This is a genomic window from Bradyrhizobium sp. sBnM-33, from assembly GCF_032917945.1.
In the GTDB taxonomy this organism is placed as follows: domain Bacteria; phylum Pseudomonadota; class Alphaproteobacteria; order Rhizobiales; family Xanthobacteraceae; genus Bradyrhizobium.
Genome location: NZ_CP136624.1, coordinates 4292245 through 4308632, shown reverse-complemented (window position 1 = coordinate 4308632; position 16388 = coordinate 4292245). Strand labels below are relative to the sequence as shown.

Below are 16388 nucleotides of genomic sequence, written 5' to 3'. Positions count from 1 at the left end.
CTCTCCTGTTGTGTGGTTGCTGGTTGGGTCGATCGAAAATCCTTTAGTGCTCGTCGCCGGCCAGCATCTTGCGAAGCTGCTTGGTGGCGGGGGTGACGATGGCGACGAAATAGGCCTCGCGCAGGCGCCGCTGGGCGCGGTGGCTCTTCAGGTAGCCGCGCGCGCCGCAATGGAGCATTGCTGCATGCGCAGCCGCGACGCTGGCGTCGCCGAGTCTGAGCCGCAGCGCGATGACGCGGCGCCAGTAGCTATCGTCGGAATTGTAGGGGTCGCGCGCCAGCGCCATCGTCTCCCTCTCGAATTCGGCGTGGAGTTCACGGAACTGAACAGGTTGCTGCGGCAGATAGCGGTTGACGTGGCCGAGCGGCGCCTCGACTTCATCCATGATCTGGATGCAATCCTTGATCAGGCCGAGCGCCATGCCGGCCTGCAGCAGGATGAAGCCGGCGCGGATCTTCTTGACGAACGGTCCGGCCGGTTCGGCCAGGATCAATTCATCCGGCACGAACACGTCGCGGAACTGCACGGCATAGGTGCCGGTGCCGTCCATGGCGAGGAACGGCTTGCACGGCTGCAGGGTAATCGCGGGATTCGAACAGTCGGCGAGGAACATGACAATGCCGCCCGCCTCGTCCTCGCGCTCGAAGATGGTGCCGAAGAAATGGTCCGCGCCCAGGTTCGAGACCCATGGCAGCGCGCCGCGCACGACGTAGCCGCCCTCGACCTTGCGCCCCCTGAGTTTCAGTCTCTCGATACCGAAGAAACTCTTCATCGGGTTGGAGAGCCCGGTGCCGCCGAGAATCTCACCGCTGGCAAACTTGCCGGCGAATTTGGCGATGAGTTTTTGATTGTTCGAATTCGAGGCGTACCAGACCAGCGTGTTCTGGCACCACGCCATGAAGGCGGTGGCGCCGCAGACCTCGCCGAGCGTGGCGGTCGACTGAATGGCGCAGCGCAGATCGGCTGTGCCATTCGCAGGCTGATGACTGCCCCACGCGCCGGCGCCGCCTAGACGGCGCAGCAAGGCATCCGGGTAAACGGTGCCTTCGTCGATCGCCGCAGCCTGGGGTGCGAGTTCTCGACGCGCAATCGCCGCGACTTGATCGACGATCGATGCCGATGGGAGATCGTCGTCGACTGCGAGCCGCGATACCGCCACTGAACCCATGAGACCCTCCGCACCCGGTGTTGCTGCTGCCGCTTATGCGCTGACTTCGAGATTGACGGGGCGCGTAAACGTGTTGGCGACCGGCGACCATTTCTTGACGTGGGCGACCAGCGCATCGATCTCGCTCTTCGGAATGCCCTCGCATTCCATGTCGACCCTGACGCGGACATCGGTGAAGCCGACCGGCTTCTCGCTGACATCGCCGGTGCCCCATACCGCGGTGATATTGAGGTCGCCCTCGAGTTCGAGTTCGAGCTTGTTGACGATCCATCCGCGATGAACGGCGTTGGCGTGCAGGCCGACCGCAAGGCAGGAGCCGAGCGCGGCGAGCGAGGCTTCGGAAGGATTGGGCGCGGTGTCGTCGCCCAAAAGGCCCGGCGGCTCGTCGACGATATAGGGCGCGAGATTGCGGATGTAGTTGGCGTGACGGAACTTGCCCTCCGCCACCGTCTTGCATTTCAAGGTCTTGATGACCTTCGGATTGGCCTTGCCATTGGCGATTAGCTGCTCGAGCCCGTTTTTGTCGATCGGGGCCAGGCAGCCCGTAAGCACCGTTTTCTGAGCGACCGCGGTCATCTTTTTCTCTCCCTGGTATAGGATACCGAACGTTCTGTTTCCTGCATGAAGCGTGCCAGATCAGGCCGAAATCAAAAGCCGAACGTCTCTCGTCGCTTAGGGATGCCTGCCCGGAAATTGATCAGCGCCGCGCTGCTCACGCGCGAAGCAATTGCCGCGCCGGCGCGATTATTTTCGGCGCAAAGATGCGACTTGATGATTGCGCCGCGCTCCGATTAACTGGCGCGCATGGGCAAATCAGTTTCCAAGAGGAAGGCTGTCGCGGCGTCGGCCGCAGGCGACGAGGAGTCCGCGCGCGGCCGCCTGCTAAGCGCGGCGACGCATCTGTTCTGCAAGAACGGCATCAACGCCACCGGGATCGACGCCATCATCGACGAGGCCGGCACGGCGAAGACTACGCTCTACAAATTGTTCGGATCGAAGACCAACCTCGTCAATGCCGTCCTGGAGAGCGAAGGCAAGGCGTGGCGCGAATGGTTCATCGGCGCGATGGAGGACGGCGGCGGCGATGCGCAGGCGAAGCTGAAGCGGATTTTTCCGGCGCTGAAGCGCTGGTTCGCCGAGGAGCGCTTCTACGGCTGCCCCTTCATCAACGCGGTCGCCGAGCACGACAAGGACGCCAAGCATTTCCGCAACATCGCGCTCCGCCACAAAAAGGTGGTGCTGGCGCACATCGAAAAGCTCGCCACCGAGATGGGCGCATCTGAGCCGCAGGTGCTCGCCCATCAACTCGCGCTTCTGATCGACGGCGCCATCGTCGCCGCCATGGTCTCGCGCGATCCCGGCGTCGCGGATACGGCAGGTCTTGCCGCGAGCAATCTGTTTGGGCCGTCCAAGGTGAAGAAGGCGAAGCGGCCAGGTAACGCGCCTGCGGAGTTGGTCGCCGTCTGAGGCGGCCGCGGCGACGAGGTCGCCGATCGAGCTAGAGCATAATGATTTTTGGTTAGATCGATTTGGCCGCAGACGCGCTTCACCTCTCCCGCTTGCGGGGGAGGTCGGCGCGAAGCGCCGGGTGGGGGCTCTCTCCACTCGGGCAGTGTCGCCCGCGGAGACACCCCCACCCCAGCCCTCCCCCGCAAGCGGGAGAGGGAGCGCACCTTCTTCGCGGTCGAAATCAAACCTAATTTCATTTTAGAGAGACGCGGAAGCCGTGGCGGTCAGGCCGCGCGCGAGGACAATTCCACCGGCTACAATCAAGCCCGCGCCCGCGGCGCGGCTGAGCCATGGGCTGCGCGCCAGCAGCTTCTCGAAGGCGACATAGATCGCGACCGCCGCGATCCACACCAGGTTCATGACGCCGGCAACGAACAGCAGCGCCATCAGAAACCAGCAACAGCCGACACAGTAGCCGCCATGCCGAACGCCCATGCGCAGCGCGCCCATGGCGCCCGGTTGCCAGTATTGGCTCAGGAACAACAGCGGATTCTGGCAGTAGCGCAGGCAGGCGCGCTTGATCGGCGTCAGTTGATAGAGCCCGGCGGCAAGCAGGATGATCCCGGCGAGCATGGTGCTGGTGCTTGCCATCATGCCGGACAGCAGCCCGGCCTGATCAAGTGCCCACTGCACCGCGACCGCGGCCAGGCTGAAGCCGGCCCACATCAGGAGATAGCCGGCGAGAAAGAGCCAGCTTGAGATGACGGGACTGTCCGTCGCCTGCCTGCGCTTGATTGCCGTGAACAGCAACACCATCGGCGCCGCGCTCGGCACCATCATCGCGATCATCATCACCCACCACATCGCGAAGATCAGCGCGGCCTGCGAGGGCGACCATGGCTCGGGGTCCATCGGCATATCGGCCATGCTCATGTCAATGCTGGCGCCGGCGACCAGATAGCCCCAGGCAAAAGCGACAACGGCAGCCATGCCGAATGCCACGATCAGGCGATCGTGGCGCAAGGCCTGTTCGAGCGCAGAGGTCCCGGGCATGGACTTAACCTCGGTCACCGAAACGGCACGTCGAAATGCGTCTCCAATGCAGCGTCAGGCGGCGACGCCCTCCGGCGTCTGGATGACGTTCGCCAGCGAGCTGTGCGAGCCCGTGGTGTCGAACTTGATCGCACCGGTCGAGTGGATATTGGCCGAAGCAATTTCGGCAGCGCGGTGTTCGAAGCCCTCGGGCATCACGACCTGAATGCGGTGAGGCGCTCCGGTTACCGGATTCTTGATCGGCTCAACCTCGGTCTCCAGCACGCCCTTGGCCACCATACGCGCAACGCGGCCATCCTTGTCGAATGAGAACTCGATTGGCACGAACAACGGTTCATGCATCTTGGTGACGATCAGGCTGAGGATCTGAAACAGCGTGCCTTCGGCGGAGTTCTTGCCCGACATGATGCTGAAAAGCGCTTCGCGCTGTTCCGGCGTGGCTCGCTCGTCGATGATCGGCTGCAGCTGGCCGTTGCCCTCGTGCAGCGCCCCGGGGAAATCGACGGTGGCCGCAAAGACGAGGCCGTCGAGTTTTGTCGTCTCGAAATGGCCCTTGGTGATCCGCATGCCGACCAGGCCCTTGCAATAGCCCTGGGTGGGCCGCGCGTTGAAATCGCACGGACAGCCAAACGCGCAATTGCAGTTCTTGATCCATTCGCCTTCGAGACGCCAGTCAGATGTAGCCATCGCACACCTCCGATTTGCGTTGTCGATTGGACTGCAGCCGCTTGAATTTCTCCTTGGGCATCAAACGCCCGATCAATGCGAGCGGGACCAGATCGCGGTCAAAGCATCGCGCCATGGCAATTGGCGCTTGCGACGTGCTGTCCCGGGCGGCGAGCTTACTCCGTTTGTGCGCCAAGGGACAACGACGCGTTGGTGGGCAAAGCGCAGCGTGCCCACCATTCAGAGCAGTGCTCCGGGGACGAATAGTGGGCACGGCGCTAACGCGCCTTTGCCCACCCTACCGCTTTCTCGAGCCGCTCCAGCTCGCTCGCCAGATCCCGCTCGATGTCGGCGACCCGCATCTCGATGACGCGGTAATCGCGTGCCTGCAGCCACGCCTTCCGTCCGGCGCGGTCGGCCACAATCGCCTCCGACTCATTCGGATTGACCAGCTCGATCGCGAGGCGATGCACAAAGGACACAAAGTCGGGGATATGGCGCCCGACGGGAGTCTGGCGCTTGAACTGACCGGCGAAGCGGCGGTCGCGGGTCAGCGCCTGCCACAATATCCGCTCGGCATCGGTCGGGTTACGCCGCAACAGCCGGGCGAGCCCACGCACGGTAGAGCTGTCGCCGGGCACCGCCGGTCCCTGCCCGTGCTCTGCCAGCAGCGCCCGCAGCCGGGTCGCCTGTTCGCCGTCCAGCACGCCGCCCTTGGCCGGCCCCTTGCGGCCTTCCGCGATCGCCATCACCACGCCGTGCAGGGTATGCATGTCCTGCTTGGTCGGGTCCATCCGGGTGAAAATGTTGCGCAGATTGACGAGCATGGTCTCGCGCTTCTCGCGCGGGCGGAGGAATTCGACCTTGTCGAGTTCCCGAACCAGATTGTCGAAGAAGGCCTGCATCTGGTGCTGCGAGGCCGGCTCCGACCGTTCCGGCATCCCGAACGGCAAGGCGCCGCCGGTCGAGTGCTTGAACCACTCGTAGCCGATCAAAAGCACCGCCTGCGCCAGATTGAGGGAGGCGAAGCCGGGGTTGACCGGAAAGGTGATGATCCGGTTGGCGAGCGCCACCTCCTCGTTCTGCAGGCCGTAGCGCTCGCGGCCGAACAGGATGCCGGCCCCGCCGCCGCTTCCGACATGGGCCACGATCTCGCCTGCCGCCGCTTCCGGCGAGACCACCGGCTTGGCCTGGTCGTGCGCACGGGCGGTGGTCGCGAACAACAGTGTGAGATCGGCGACCGCCTGCTCCACCGTGTCGAACAACTGCGCCTGTTCCAAAATCTGGTCGGCGCCGGCCGCCGCCCGTTGCGCCGCGATGTTCGGCCAGCCGTCGCGCGGATTGACGATCCGCAGGCGCGACAGCGCAAAATTGCCCATCGCGCGCGCGGCCATGCCGATATTCTCGCCGAGCTGCGGCTCGACGAGGATCACAATGGGTCCGGCTAAGTCCAACCCAGACTTGGTTTTATCGGTGCCCGAACCGGACATTCGTAGCTTCGCTTTCTAGTTCAAGTGGAGGTTTTGGATCGGTTTGCAAAGCGCCTGATCAAAACCCCATGGCTGGTCGCTTTTCACCAAAGCGGCCAGAATTCTCAAGCAAAATAGTGGGGTTAGTACCCCTATTTGAGACTTGGTCAAAACTTCAAGGCGCAGCACTTCGTGCGGTAAGGGCGATCGATGGGAACCTCATCGAAATGCCGATTAAGGCCGGTTAGGATACGTCGATGAGTTGGAATGAACCCGAGATCCTGAAAGTCCGTCACGCGATCTTTTGACGCCGCGCAAGGCATGCTGGCGGGTAGGCTTACGTACATCGAAGGTGCGCGAAAGATTTTTGAAGCCTGGTGGATATCAAAGCTCGATGAATGGGACGCGGATTTCCTGCCCTTCGTCTGCATTCATTCTGAAACTGAAGCTCTGCCGTTTGGCAAGATGAGAACGCATTGGCAGCCAGCGGCCTTGGAGGCCCTGCAGCCTGAGATCGACCGCATGGAGACTTGGGCTCGACAGTACGGCGAACCCCACTGCCGAAATCTCGTGGCGCGGTTTTCAAGCGGCCAGATCAAGCTTGAGAAGCTCTGACTGGCGGCATTATCCGCGACTGCGGCGTCGCCGCTTGCGCGTGTTCGACGCTCGATCCTCTGGTACGTGGCGGGGACGGCGACCAGGCGGCGTTCTGACCCAAGAAATGGGCTGAAAGTGCATAACGGCTTGGCTTCCGCCGGCCGGTTTGCGGTGCTATAGGCCGCACATAATCACTCCACCCCGCCCGTATCAGCGGTTTTCCGAGAAAAGGCCCCCTCCATCATGGCAAAAATCAAGGTGACCAACCCCGTCGTCGAACTCGATGGCGACGAGATGACCCGGATCATCTGGCAGTACATCAAGGACAAGCTGATCACCCCGTTCCTCGATGTCGAACTGCTCTACTTTGACCTCGGAATGGAGTACCGCGACGAGACCAACGACCAGGTCACGATCGACGCCGCCAACGCCATCAAGAAGGTCGGCGTCGGCGTCAAATGCGCCACCATCACCCCCGATGAAGCCCGGGTGAAGGAATTCGGCCTGAAGGAGATGTGGAAGTCGCCGAACGGCACCATCCGCAACATCTTGGGCGGCGTGATCTTCCGCGAGCCGATCATCTGCAAGAACGTGCCGCGCCTGGTTCCCGGCTGGACCAAGCCGATCATCATCGGCCGTCACGCCTATGGCGACCAATACCGCGCCACCGACTTCAAGTTCCCGGGCAAGGGCATGCTCTCGATGAAATTCGTCGGCGAGGACGGCACCGTGATCGAGAGGGAAGTGTTCAAGTCCCCCGATGCCGGCGTCGCGATGGGAATGTACAACCTCGATGACTCCATCATCGACTTCGCCCGCGCCTCCTTCAACTACGGCCTGTTGCGCGGCTATCCCGTGTACCTCTCGACCAAGAACACGATTCTTAAGGTCTATGACGGCCGCTTCAAGGACATCTTCCAGGACATCTACGACCGCGAGTTCAAGAAGGAATTCGAAGCCAAGCGGCTCACCTACGAACACCGCCTGATCGACGATATGGTGGCGTCGGCCCTGAAATGGTCCGGCGGCTACGTCTGGGCCTGCAAGAATTACGATGGCGACGTGCAGTCGGACACGGTGGCACAGGGCTACGGCTCGCTCGGCCTGATGACCTCGGTGCTGCTCACGCCCGACGGCAAGACGGTCGAGGCCGAAGCCGCCCACGGCACGGTGACCCGGCACTACCGCGAGCACCAGAAGGGCAAGGAAACCTCGACCAACTCGATCGCGTCGATCTTTGCCTGGACCCGTGGCCTCGCCCACCGCGCCAAGCTCGACAACAACCCGCAGCTCGCCAAATTCGCCGACACGCTGGAAAAGGTCTGCGTTGCGACCGTCGAGGAAGGCTACATGACCAAGGACCTCGCGCTCCTGGTCGGCGCCGATCAGCGCTGGTTGTCCACGACCGGCTTCCTCGACAAGGTCGCCGGCAACCTTGAGAAGGCGATGGCGGCATAAGCCGCCTTCGATAGCTCCCTCCACGTCTTTGCGAGGAGCAAAGCGACGAAGCAATCCATCAAGCCGTTATGCCGCGCTATGGATTGCTTCGCTCCGCTCGCAATGACGAAGATCAACGACGGAGGACCACCATGTCGTTGCTTAACAACACCGCCCTGGCTGCATTCCTGCTGACTGCTTCATTCGTCACCGCCTCCGCCCAGACACCGCTTCCCGACGCCATCGCGGCGCCGGGAGAGAAAACCGTGCTCACGCTGCACGCCGAGGGCGCGCAGGTCTACGAATGCAAGGCTGCCGCCGACGGCAAGCTGGCCTGGGCATTCCGCGAGCCGATCGCGACACTATTGCTCGACGGCAAGACCGTCGGCCGGCACTACACCGGTCCGAACTGGGAGCACATCGACAGCAGCGCCGTCGTCGGCAAGGCAATCGGCAACGCCCCCGGCGCTACGCCGAACGACATTCCTTGGCTCAAGCTGGAAGTAACGTCCGGGCGCGGCACCGGGATTCTTAACGGCGTGACCACTGTGCAGCGGATCAACACGGCAGGCGGAAAGCTGGAAGGTGCCTGCGACAGGCCGGGCACCTATCGCAACGTGCCCTACTCAGCGGATTACGTGTTTTTGCGCAAGAGCTGAACGCTGTCCGTCATGGCCGGGACACGTGGCGCGAAGATGCGCTTCGCGCTTTGCCCAGGCATGATGAGCTTCAAACGAACCAGCGCGCGCACTCATGAAGAAGCTTGATTGGCGCACCTCAATCGATGTCTGCTATTGCTCCAATAGCGACCAACTTCCGCGCGCGGTGAGATGAAGCGATGTGCCAATAGCGTCGGCTGCTCTAGCCGATAAACTTCAAGGCTTTCAAAGTTGGCTTGCCTCAAGAACTGAAATCGGCTGACCAGTAGAGATGACGCGCTCAAGGCGCAGTCCCGCCGCAGTAAACAAAGCTGCATATTCGGCTTCGGTACGCTCGACGCCCCCGGTGACGACAAGCATATTTGCGTCGATTAATTTAATCGTACTTGGTTCGTTCCCAGGGGGAATAATTGTCTCCGCAACAAGCACTCTTCCGTGTGGCTTCATCGCGTCCCGGCAATTGCGTAGGATGTGCACCGCCCGTTCGTCATTCCAGTCGTGAATGACCTTCTTCAGAATATAAGCGTCCGCGCCCGTTGGAACAGAGTCGAAGAAACTCCCGGCCGCGAACTCGGTATGTGGTGGAAAATCCCCCGCACCGGCCCGCGCCATCTGAACGCCGGCTGGTAGATCGAATAGCACGCCCGACAGGTGGGGATGTCGCATGAGGATCTTGGATAGGAGCTGCCCATGGCCGCCACCCACATCGACGACCCGAGCAAAAGGCCCAAAATCATATGCCTCGGCTACGGCTTCGTTATCACCTTGACTTAGGGCGATCATAGCATGCTGAAAAAGCGCAGCATCGTCGGGATGGTCGGCCAACCAATCGAACCTCGGCTTTCCGAACACTTTATCGAATGCCGGTAGGCCGGTGCGCACCGAATGGTCGAGCTGCGCGAAGGCAAGGTATGGCTCCCGGTTCATAATTCGGATCAGGTCGCGGGGACTTGAGGGCTCGTCGGAACGCAACGCCGCGCCTAATTCGGTTAGTTCGAAACGACGGTCCGCGGTTTCGCGAAAGATGCCTTCGGCGGCGAGAACCCGCATGATCCTATAGAGCGCGTCAGCGCGACAGCCCGTCTCTGCCGCCAAATCGTCCACGCTCCGTTCTCCAGCGGCCAGGCGATCCGCAACGTTGAGGTCTGCAGCAACATTCAATGCCTGAGAGATCATGAAGCCAAAGCCGAGTCGAATGAGTTGTTGAGAGGGACTGAGCATGATGTTCTTTCCAAGCGGCCAGAGCCTCACTGGATTTACGTTTAAATGAAATACTGAAGTAGCGGTGACGCTCGATCATTATCTTGGATTGCCGGATTGATCTCGCGTTCCATGCTGTCCATAGGCATGCCGAGCTTCAAACGATCCAGCGCGCGCTCATAAATTGGGCTTGAGAGGACTGAAGCAAACCTTCTCCGGCCCCCCTGAGTCGGGAGGAAAACGAGCGACTGAAGCCCGTGAAGTTTGTCGCGGCCTCGGTTATACTTCGTCGTCACGGTCCCGACTTTCGAACGAGGCGACAGTGATGGGCACCGCAGAAGTTGAACGCAAGCTCGCCGCCATCCTGGCGGCCGATGTGGCCGGTTATTCACGGCTTATGGGCGTCGACGAGGAAGGCACTCACGCCGCGCTCGTGGCACATTTTCGAGAGTTGATCGAACCTAAGATCCGGGAGAACCGCGGCCGGATTGTAAAGACCACGGGGGATGGCTTTCTCGCCACTTTCGAGAGCGTTCTCGGCGCGGTCCGCTGCGCCGTCGAGGTGCAGCGCGGAATGGCCGAGCGGAATGCCACCGTGCCGGAGTCGCAGCGCCTCGTGTTCCGGCTCGGCATCAACGCTGGCGATACGATGATCGACGGCGGAGACATTTATGGCGACGGCGTCAACATCGCAGCGCGGCTCGAGACCATGGCCGAGCCGGGCGGCATCTGCGTCTCCGCCCGCGTCCAGGAGGACGCGAGTGGGCGGCTCGATCTCGGCTTCGAAGACCTCGGCGAGCGGCAGCTCAAGAACATCGTCCGGCCGGTGCGGCTTTACCGCGTCGTCTTCGATCGGCCCCAGGCACCGGTCGGTTCCGTCGCAACTGGCGCGCAACTGCCGAACCTCACCGATCGCCCCACTTTTGCCGTGCTGCCGTTCGCCAACATGAGCGGCGACCCCGAGCAAGAGTACTTTGCCGACGGCATCAGCGAGGATCTCATTACAGCGATTGCGACGTGGTGCCGATTCCCGGTGATCGCCCGCAACTCCTCCTTCGTCTACAAGGGCCGTTCAATCGACATCAAACAGGTCGGCCGGGAGCTCGGCGCCCGCTACGTGTTGGAAGGAAGCGTCCGCAAGGCGGGGAACCGGGTCCGCATCACCGCCCAGTTCATCGACGCGCTGACCGGACACCACATTTGGGCGGAGCGCTACGATCGCGAGCTCGGCGATCTGTTTGCGATTCAGGACGACATCACGACCAGCATCGCGGCCGCGGTCGAGCCGGAGATCATGGAAGTAGAGGAGCGCCGGGCAACGACGCGCAGAGGCCTCACCGGCTACGATCTGGTTCAGCGCGGCAATTGGCACCTCTATAGATTCAATCCGGAAAGCATAGCCGAGGCGCAGCGCCTGTTCACGGCAGCCATTGAGGCGGATCCCAATTATGCTCCGGCCTATGCCAGCATGGCTTACAGCAAGTACATTTCGGCGCAGTTTGGTGCGGACTTTGAGTCAAAGCTGCAAAGCGCATTCGAGTTCGCCCGCAAGGCAGTCGCCCTCGACGAGAAGGATGCGCGGGCGCACATGTTTTTCGCCCAAAGCTCGCTTTGGCTGCGCCGGCACGAGGAGGCCATAGCGGCGGCCCGGCAGGCGATTGCGCTTAATCCGAGTCTCGCGCACGCCTATTCGGTGCTTGGCTATGCGCTCGACTGCGTCGGCGAATTCGAGGAAGCGCTGAAAACCGTCGCTCATTCGTTTCAGTTGCGCCCGCACGATCGTACCGTCGGGCGCTGTATTCCGGCGATGGCCGTCGCCCACTACCAACTCGAAGCCTATGAAGCCGCGGAGGAGACCGCCCGCCGCGCCGTGACGCTGACGCCACTCTACTGGCTCGGTCATCAGATGTTGGCTGCCAGTCGTGGGCAGCTCGGCCGCAAGGCGGACGCGGCGCAATGTATCCAGGAAATCCGCCGCCGGGAGCCCGAGATCTCGCGAAGCGCGTATAGCGCGAGGCTTCCGTTTCGAGACGCTATCTACGCCCAGCGCATCGAAGAAGGTCTGGCGAAGGCTGGGTGGAACGGCTGAGCGATGTCGCAAAGTCTTCTCGTTTCGGCGCCCGACGGCGATCTCAAGTGATCGCAGCTATCGGGGGATCGAGAACTCGCAGTCGCCACCGCGATGGTGCGGCGAGATCTGGCGCTGTTTCCTAAAACTCCCGGGTTCTGATTTCCCGGAACGACACCAAGCGGCGCTGCGCCTCGTCCCACAACACAAGCCGTACACACCGAAAGCTCTGCAGCAGCGTTATGCGACCGACGTCACCTAGTTCAGGGTAGTCGCGCAGCACGCGCGGCAGCCGGTAATAGGGAATTCGACTGGAGAGGTGATGCACATGGTGAATACCGATGTTGGCAGTGAACCAGCGCAGCAGCGCCGGCAGATCGTAATGCGAGCTGCCGTGCAGAGCGGCTTGATGCAGGTTCCAGCTCTCGTCGCGCTCCCATGCGGTGTGCTCAAATTGATGCTGTACGTAGAACAGCCATACGCCGGCCGTGGCGGCGAGCAGCATAATCGGCAGATGCACGAGCAGGAACGCCTTGATGCCGATAAACCATGTGAGCGTAGCGACGATGACGGCAATCGCGAGATTAGTTGCCATCGTACTGACCCAGGGCTGCCAACCGTTGCGCATGAGGCCGACCGGAATCCTGTGTTGCAAAAGAAACAGATAGGCTGGTCCGACCCCGAACATGATCAGCGGGTGGCGGTAAAGACGGTATTTCAGACGACCCCACCAGGAAAGGGCTCGGTATTCGCGCACTGTCAGCGTATCGAGATCGCCGATACCGCGGCGATCGAGGTTGCCGGTGGTGGCATGATGAATCGCATGCGTGCGGCGCCAACAGTCGTAGGGCGTGAGCGTGAGCACGCCAAGGACGCGGCCGACCCAGTCATTCGCCAGGCGGCCGGCAAAAAAAGTGCCATGACCGCAATCGTGCTGGATGAGGAACAGGCGTACGAGAAAGCCGGCAGCCGGAATCGCAATGAGTAACGACGCCCAGGCATAGCCGAGGGAGAATGTGAACCAAGCCGCGGTCCAAAGCACGACGAGCGGCAAGGCCGTGATCGCCAACTCGGCAATGCTGCGCAGCCGAGTTGGCGTGCTGTAGTTGGCCAAAATGCGCTTCCAACGCCGGGCGTCGACCGCGTCATCGCCGTCATTAGAAGGTTGAATGGAGGAAGGTTGAATGAAGCCGAAGCCCTCTTGCCCGTTGAACCGCTGCACAGTGCTCTTAGGCACAGAGATATCCCCTTCTGACCGGTGCACGTAAGATCGAAGCGCCGATTGATCGGCAGCTCCGTCGGTTGATCGATTTTTGGAGAAGGGTCTGAAACGTGCGTGCCTGTCGGGAACAAGGCAAAGCGGCCAGTCGTCCGCCCAAGTGTCGATTTCCCGACATATGGACACGAACTGAGGCGACGTCAAGGACTGCAGCCCCGCGTCACCGCTGTTCCCGTTGGGTAATTCGCGTCGGTTTGACGCGACGGATATTCTCTTTGTGAATGAAGCACTCCATGGGGTGCGCCCCCAATGCTCTCCGCGCTGGATGCTCTAGACAGCCATCCGACGAAAGTTCAGATCGGACTAATGCTATCCGTATTTGCACGGGTTCGCCGAAAACGAAATTGGCCACCCCATTTTCAAACTAGCCTCCAAGGTCGAGAACAGGCAGCACCGCCTGGGCTGTAGGAACACGTCCGCTATTGCTTCAATAGCGACCAAATTCCGCAGCGCTGTGAAATGACAGGATGTGCCAAATGCAGTCATTCGTACGTGCAATCCTACTGACCCATCTCGAAACAGAATGCCGGTTTGCCAATCACCTTTCCGGTAGTCCTGCATTGCGCATGCCCTCGGCAATCCGCGCACGCTGTACGAGACAGGTCGGGTTGTCCGTTGGCGAACTGGCGCGGAAGTGGGTGAGAGTGAAATTGGGGTCGATGGCCAGTCCCGTCTGTATCGAAGCCCGCGCTTCCTCGATCCGCCCGAGATGAGCCAACGCCGCGGCAAGGTACACGTGAACGAACGCAGCGACATTCCGATTGGTCTCGATGGCCCGCTTGAACCAGTCGACAGCAGCTTCATCGGCCGCAAGATATGACTGCGCGACGCCGGCATTAATCATCCAGGTGAACGCCCTGTTATCGCGGGGAGAAAGCCGAAATGCCTGCATGATGTGGGCTTCGGTTTCCTCGGCTCGACCCAGATAACATTGGCCAAGCCCAATCCACGCGTAAGCGGTGGCCAGATTTCGATCCAGCGCCAACGCGCGCTCACATTCGGCGATGCCCTGAGCGGCGCGTTTGGTAAAAATCTGGACAACGCCCATGAGGCAATGCGCCATGGCGTGGTTTGGCGTCTGTCCAAGCACCTTGGCCAAAGACATCTCGGCCGCCATGAGGCGTGCAGTCCGGTCGCCAGTCTGCATGGAGGTTCCCCGCATGGCATCGACAAACGCCATGCCAGCCATTGCTTCAACGTTGCCGGCGTCCCGGCAGAGGGCCTGTTCGAAGAACTTACGCGCTTGCGATAGGTTTACGGGGTCCGATCCCCGGTGCACACTCGCCATGCCCTGGAAATATAGATCCATCGAATCTGGATGTGGCGCCCGCGCCGCTCGTCGCGCCTCGGCCGTGACCAGCTCCGTTCCGAGCTGATTGGCAAGACGCGCGGCAATTTCATCCTGCATATCGAAGAGATCGGCGATTGGCTTGTCGAATCGTTCGGCCCACAGATGATTGCCGCTTTCTGCATCGATGAGCTGGACGTTGATGCGTATGCGACCTCCACCACGCTGCACGGACCCCTCAAGGATATAGCGAACGCCGAGTTCCAGACCGATTTGCTTCAGATCGACATGCCGTCCCTTGTAGGTAAAAGCAGTGTTGCGACCGATCACGAAGATACCAACCATGCGCGATAGATCCGTGGTGAGGCTCTCGGTCACGCCATCGGCGAAATATCCCTGCTCGGGATCAGGACTCAGATTGGTGAACGGCAAAACGACCAGCGAGGGTGTATTAGGAACGGCTAGGCCCGATTTCGGCGAGTCGCTTGCGAGCCTTGCGCCGGCGGGCGCGGGCGTTTCGTGCACGGTGCCGATGAAACGAACGCCCTTGCGCGGAAAAGTCTTGATCAGGCGCTGTTCATCTCCGGAATCACCAATCGCCTTCCGCGCAGCATTCAGGCGGGTAGTCAGGGCCACATCCGAGACGACGCGGCCTTGCCAAATGGCTCTTATGAGGTCGTCCTTGCTGACGACGCGTTCCCGATTGCCGATAAGATAGATAAGCAAGTCGAAAACCTTCGGCGCAATAACGATCACATCTGTCCCGCGACGCAGCTCGCGCCGGGCGGTATCGAAGGAAAAATCTTCAAAGAAATAGCGCAAGCCACTTCCCTGCACGACGGTCAACCATCGAAGTCCCTATGCCTGAGCGCAACAATAAGCTGTCGGTAAGGAAAAAGTAAGCCGAAGGCCAAGCATCTCCCATCCTTGCCGTGGTACATCCGAAGATAGAGCCCGCGCGGAGAAATTGAGATGAAGTCGGGGAGACAGTTGATGATCACACGACGTGACTTGTTGACCGTGTCGGCGGCCGGTGTCGCGTTCTCCGCCACGGGTCTCGTACAGCGGGCCATCGCACAACCGCTCGCTAGAACCGCGCATATACTGACGGGCTTCACGCCCGGGTTGCAGGACGCCTTGGCAAGGCTCATAGCCGGCCAGATGAAGGATTATGCGGAAACGATCGTGGTCGAGACCCGGCCTGGTGCAGCCGGTCGTGTCGCGGTCGAGGCAGTGAAGACTGCTGACCCCGACGGAACGGTCATGCTGCTCGCGCCGCTTGGATTCATGATGCTCTTTCCGCACGTCCACAAGACACTCAGATACGAGCCGCGGGATTTCACCCCGGTGTCGACCGTCGCCTCAACCCCGACCTTGCTGACGGTAGGTCCGAAGGTGCCGGGTGACGTAAGGACCCTTGCAGATTTCGTCGCCTGGTGCCGCGCCAACCCAAAGCAAGCCACCTACGGCACGGCGGGTGCCGGCACCACGCTGCATTTCCTCGGTGCGATGCTGGGCCGCACCGCCGGCTTCGATTTTCTTCACGTACCCTATCAAGGCAACGGCTCGATCCAGGATTTGCTCAAAGGGGAGATCGCATCAGCCATTATGCCAGTCGGCAGCTCCCTGGGCCTCGTCCGATCCGGAGATCTTCGTGCACTGGCGACCACCGGACCGCACCGCAGTCCGTTTCTTCCCGCTGTGCCAACGGTGGGAGAAGCTGGATATCCGTCGCTTGAGGACCTCACGTGGTATGGGGTTTTCGTTCCAGCGAAGACGCCAGCGAATATCGTCGAAAAGCTCAATGCTGCTATCCAAAGGGCCCTGCGCACCGACGAGGTAAAGTCCGGCATGGCAAAATTAGCAGTCGAAGTTGACGCGATCTCCATGGGGGACTTTGCCCGGCTGATCGCATCGCAATCCGAACGATGGAAAGCGATCGTTCAAGCAACCGGGTTCGTCCCGACTGATTGAAGGCCCCGGGGGCGCCTACCAGGCAATATCCTGCATTCCGAGCCAGGTGCACTGGCGGACTGGTGAAGCTGGCTCCTATCC

At 61.2% G+C, this 16388-nt stretch carries 14 protein-coding genes; 6 read left to right on the top strand and 8 right to left on the bottom strand.

Going from position 1 to position 16388, the window contains the following annotated elements; translation table 11 throughout:
* Nucleotides 1-43 precede the first annotated feature (43 nt).
* Both RX328_RS19720 and RX328_RS19715 read right to left on the bottom strand, forming a co-directional pair.
* On the bottom strand, nt 44-1168 hold the full coding sequence (locus tag RX328_RS19720) for an acyl-CoA dehydrogenase family protein (RefSeq protein ID WP_213246025.1): 1125 nt from the start codon (nt 1166-1168) through the stop codon (nt 44-46).
* Between the two features lie 33 nt (nt 1169-1201).
* Nucleotides 1202-1744 carry an OsmC family protein gene (locus tag RX328_RS19715; RefSeq protein WP_213246027.1) on the bottom strand — a complete coding sequence of 181 codons (543 nt, stop codon included), beginning with the start codon at nt 1742-1744 and terminating at the stop codon, nt 1202-1204.
* A gap of 228 nt (nt 1745-1972) precedes the next feature.
* Between RX328_RS19715 and RX328_RS19710 the strand changes: the two genes are divergently transcribed.
* Nucleotides 1973-2635 carry a TetR/AcrR family transcriptional regulator gene (locus RX328_RS19710; protein WP_213246029.1) on the top strand — a complete coding sequence of 221 codons (663 nt, stop codon included), beginning with the start codon at nt 1973-1975 and terminating at the stop codon, nt 2633-2635.
* Between the two features lie 240 nt (nt 2636-2875).
* On the opposite strand, the gene RX328_RS19705 is transcribed toward RX328_RS19710, so the two are convergent.
* From RX328_RS19705 to RX328_RS19695, 3 genes are all read right to left on the bottom strand, one after another.
* A complete protein-coding gene (locus RX328_RS19705) occupies nt 2876-3670 on the bottom strand; it encodes a DUF2182 domain-containing protein (RefSeq protein ID WP_213246031.1) in 795 nt (264 codons plus the stop codon).
* Between the two features lie 54 nt (nt 3671-3724).
* Nucleotides 3725-4357: a DUF1326 domain-containing protein gene (locus tag RX328_RS19700; RefSeq protein ID WP_213246032.1), complete on the bottom strand. Its 633-nt coding sequence runs from the start codon at nt 4355-4357 to the stop codon at nt 3725-3727.
* Between the two features lie 257 nt (nt 4358-4614).
* Nucleotides 4615-5826 carry a TrmJ/YjtD family RNA methyltransferase gene (locus RX328_RS19695; protein ID WP_213246035.1) on the bottom strand — a complete coding sequence of 404 codons (1212 nt, stop codon included), beginning with the start codon at nt 5824-5826 and terminating at the stop codon, nt 4615-4617.
* Nucleotides 5827-6126: 300 nt separating this feature from the next.
* Here RX328_RS19695 and RX328_RS19690 point away from each other — a divergent pair, with 300 nt between their 5' ends.
* The 3 genes from RX328_RS19690 (at nt 6127) to RX328_RS19680 (ending at nt 8498) form a co-directional block, all read left to right on the top strand.
* Nucleotides 6127-6420: a hypothetical protein gene (locus RX328_RS19690; RefSeq protein WP_213246037.1), complete on the top strand. Its 294-nt coding sequence runs from the start codon at nt 6127-6129 to the stop codon at nt 6418-6420.
* A 225-nt stretch (nt 6421-6645) separates the two neighbouring features.
* Nucleotides 6646-7860: an NADP-dependent isocitrate dehydrogenase gene (locus RX328_RS19685; RefSeq protein WP_213246039.1), complete on the top strand. Its 1215-nt coding sequence runs from the start codon at nt 6646-6648 to the stop codon at nt 7858-7860.
* A 131-nt stretch (nt 7861-7991) separates the two neighbouring features.
* A complete protein-coding gene (locus RX328_RS19680) occupies nt 7992-8498 on the top strand; it encodes a DUF3455 domain-containing protein (protein ID WP_213246041.1) in 507 nt (168 codons plus the stop codon).
* Between the two features lie 225 nt (nt 8499-8723).
* Here RX328_RS19680 and RX328_RS19675 read toward each other — a convergent pair whose 3' ends face one another.
* Nucleotides 8724-9719 (bottom strand): methyltransferase, encoded by a 996-nt coding sequence (locus RX328_RS19675; protein ID WP_213246043.1) that lies wholly within the window; start codon nt 9717-9719, stop codon nt 8724-8726.
* Nucleotides 9720-10023: 304 nt separating this feature from the next.
* Here RX328_RS19675 and RX328_RS19670 point away from each other — a divergent pair, with 304 nt between their 5' ends.
* Nucleotides 10024-11787, top strand: coding sequence for an adenylate/guanylate cyclase domain-containing protein (locus RX328_RS19670; RefSeq protein WP_213246045.1), 1764 nt, complete (start codon nt 10024-10026; stop codon nt 11785-11787).
* Nucleotides 11788-11908: 121 nt separating this feature from the next.
* Here the strand turns inward: RX328_RS19670 and RX328_RS19665 are convergent, their stop codons facing one another.
* Nucleotides 11909-12937 (bottom strand): fatty acid desaturase, encoded by a 1029-nt coding sequence (locus RX328_RS19665; protein ID WP_213246343.1) that lies wholly within the window; start codon nt 12935-12937, stop codon nt 11909-11911.
* Nucleotides 12938-13583: 646 nt separating this feature from the next.
* On the bottom strand, nt 13584-15155 hold the full coding sequence (locus RX328_RS19660) for a winged helix-turn-helix domain-containing tetratricopeptide repeat protein (RefSeq protein ID WP_213246344.1): 1572 nt from the start codon (nt 15153-15155) through the stop codon (nt 13584-13586).
* Nucleotides 15156-15305: 150 nt separating this feature from the next.
* Here RX328_RS19660 and RX328_RS19655 point away from each other — a divergent pair, with 150 nt between their 5' ends.
* A complete protein-coding gene (locus RX328_RS19655) occupies nt 15306-16307 on the top strand; it encodes a Bug family tripartite tricarboxylate transporter substrate binding protein (protein WP_249725983.1) in 1002 nt (333 codons plus the stop codon).
* Nucleotides 16308-16388: the final 81 nt, after the last annotated feature.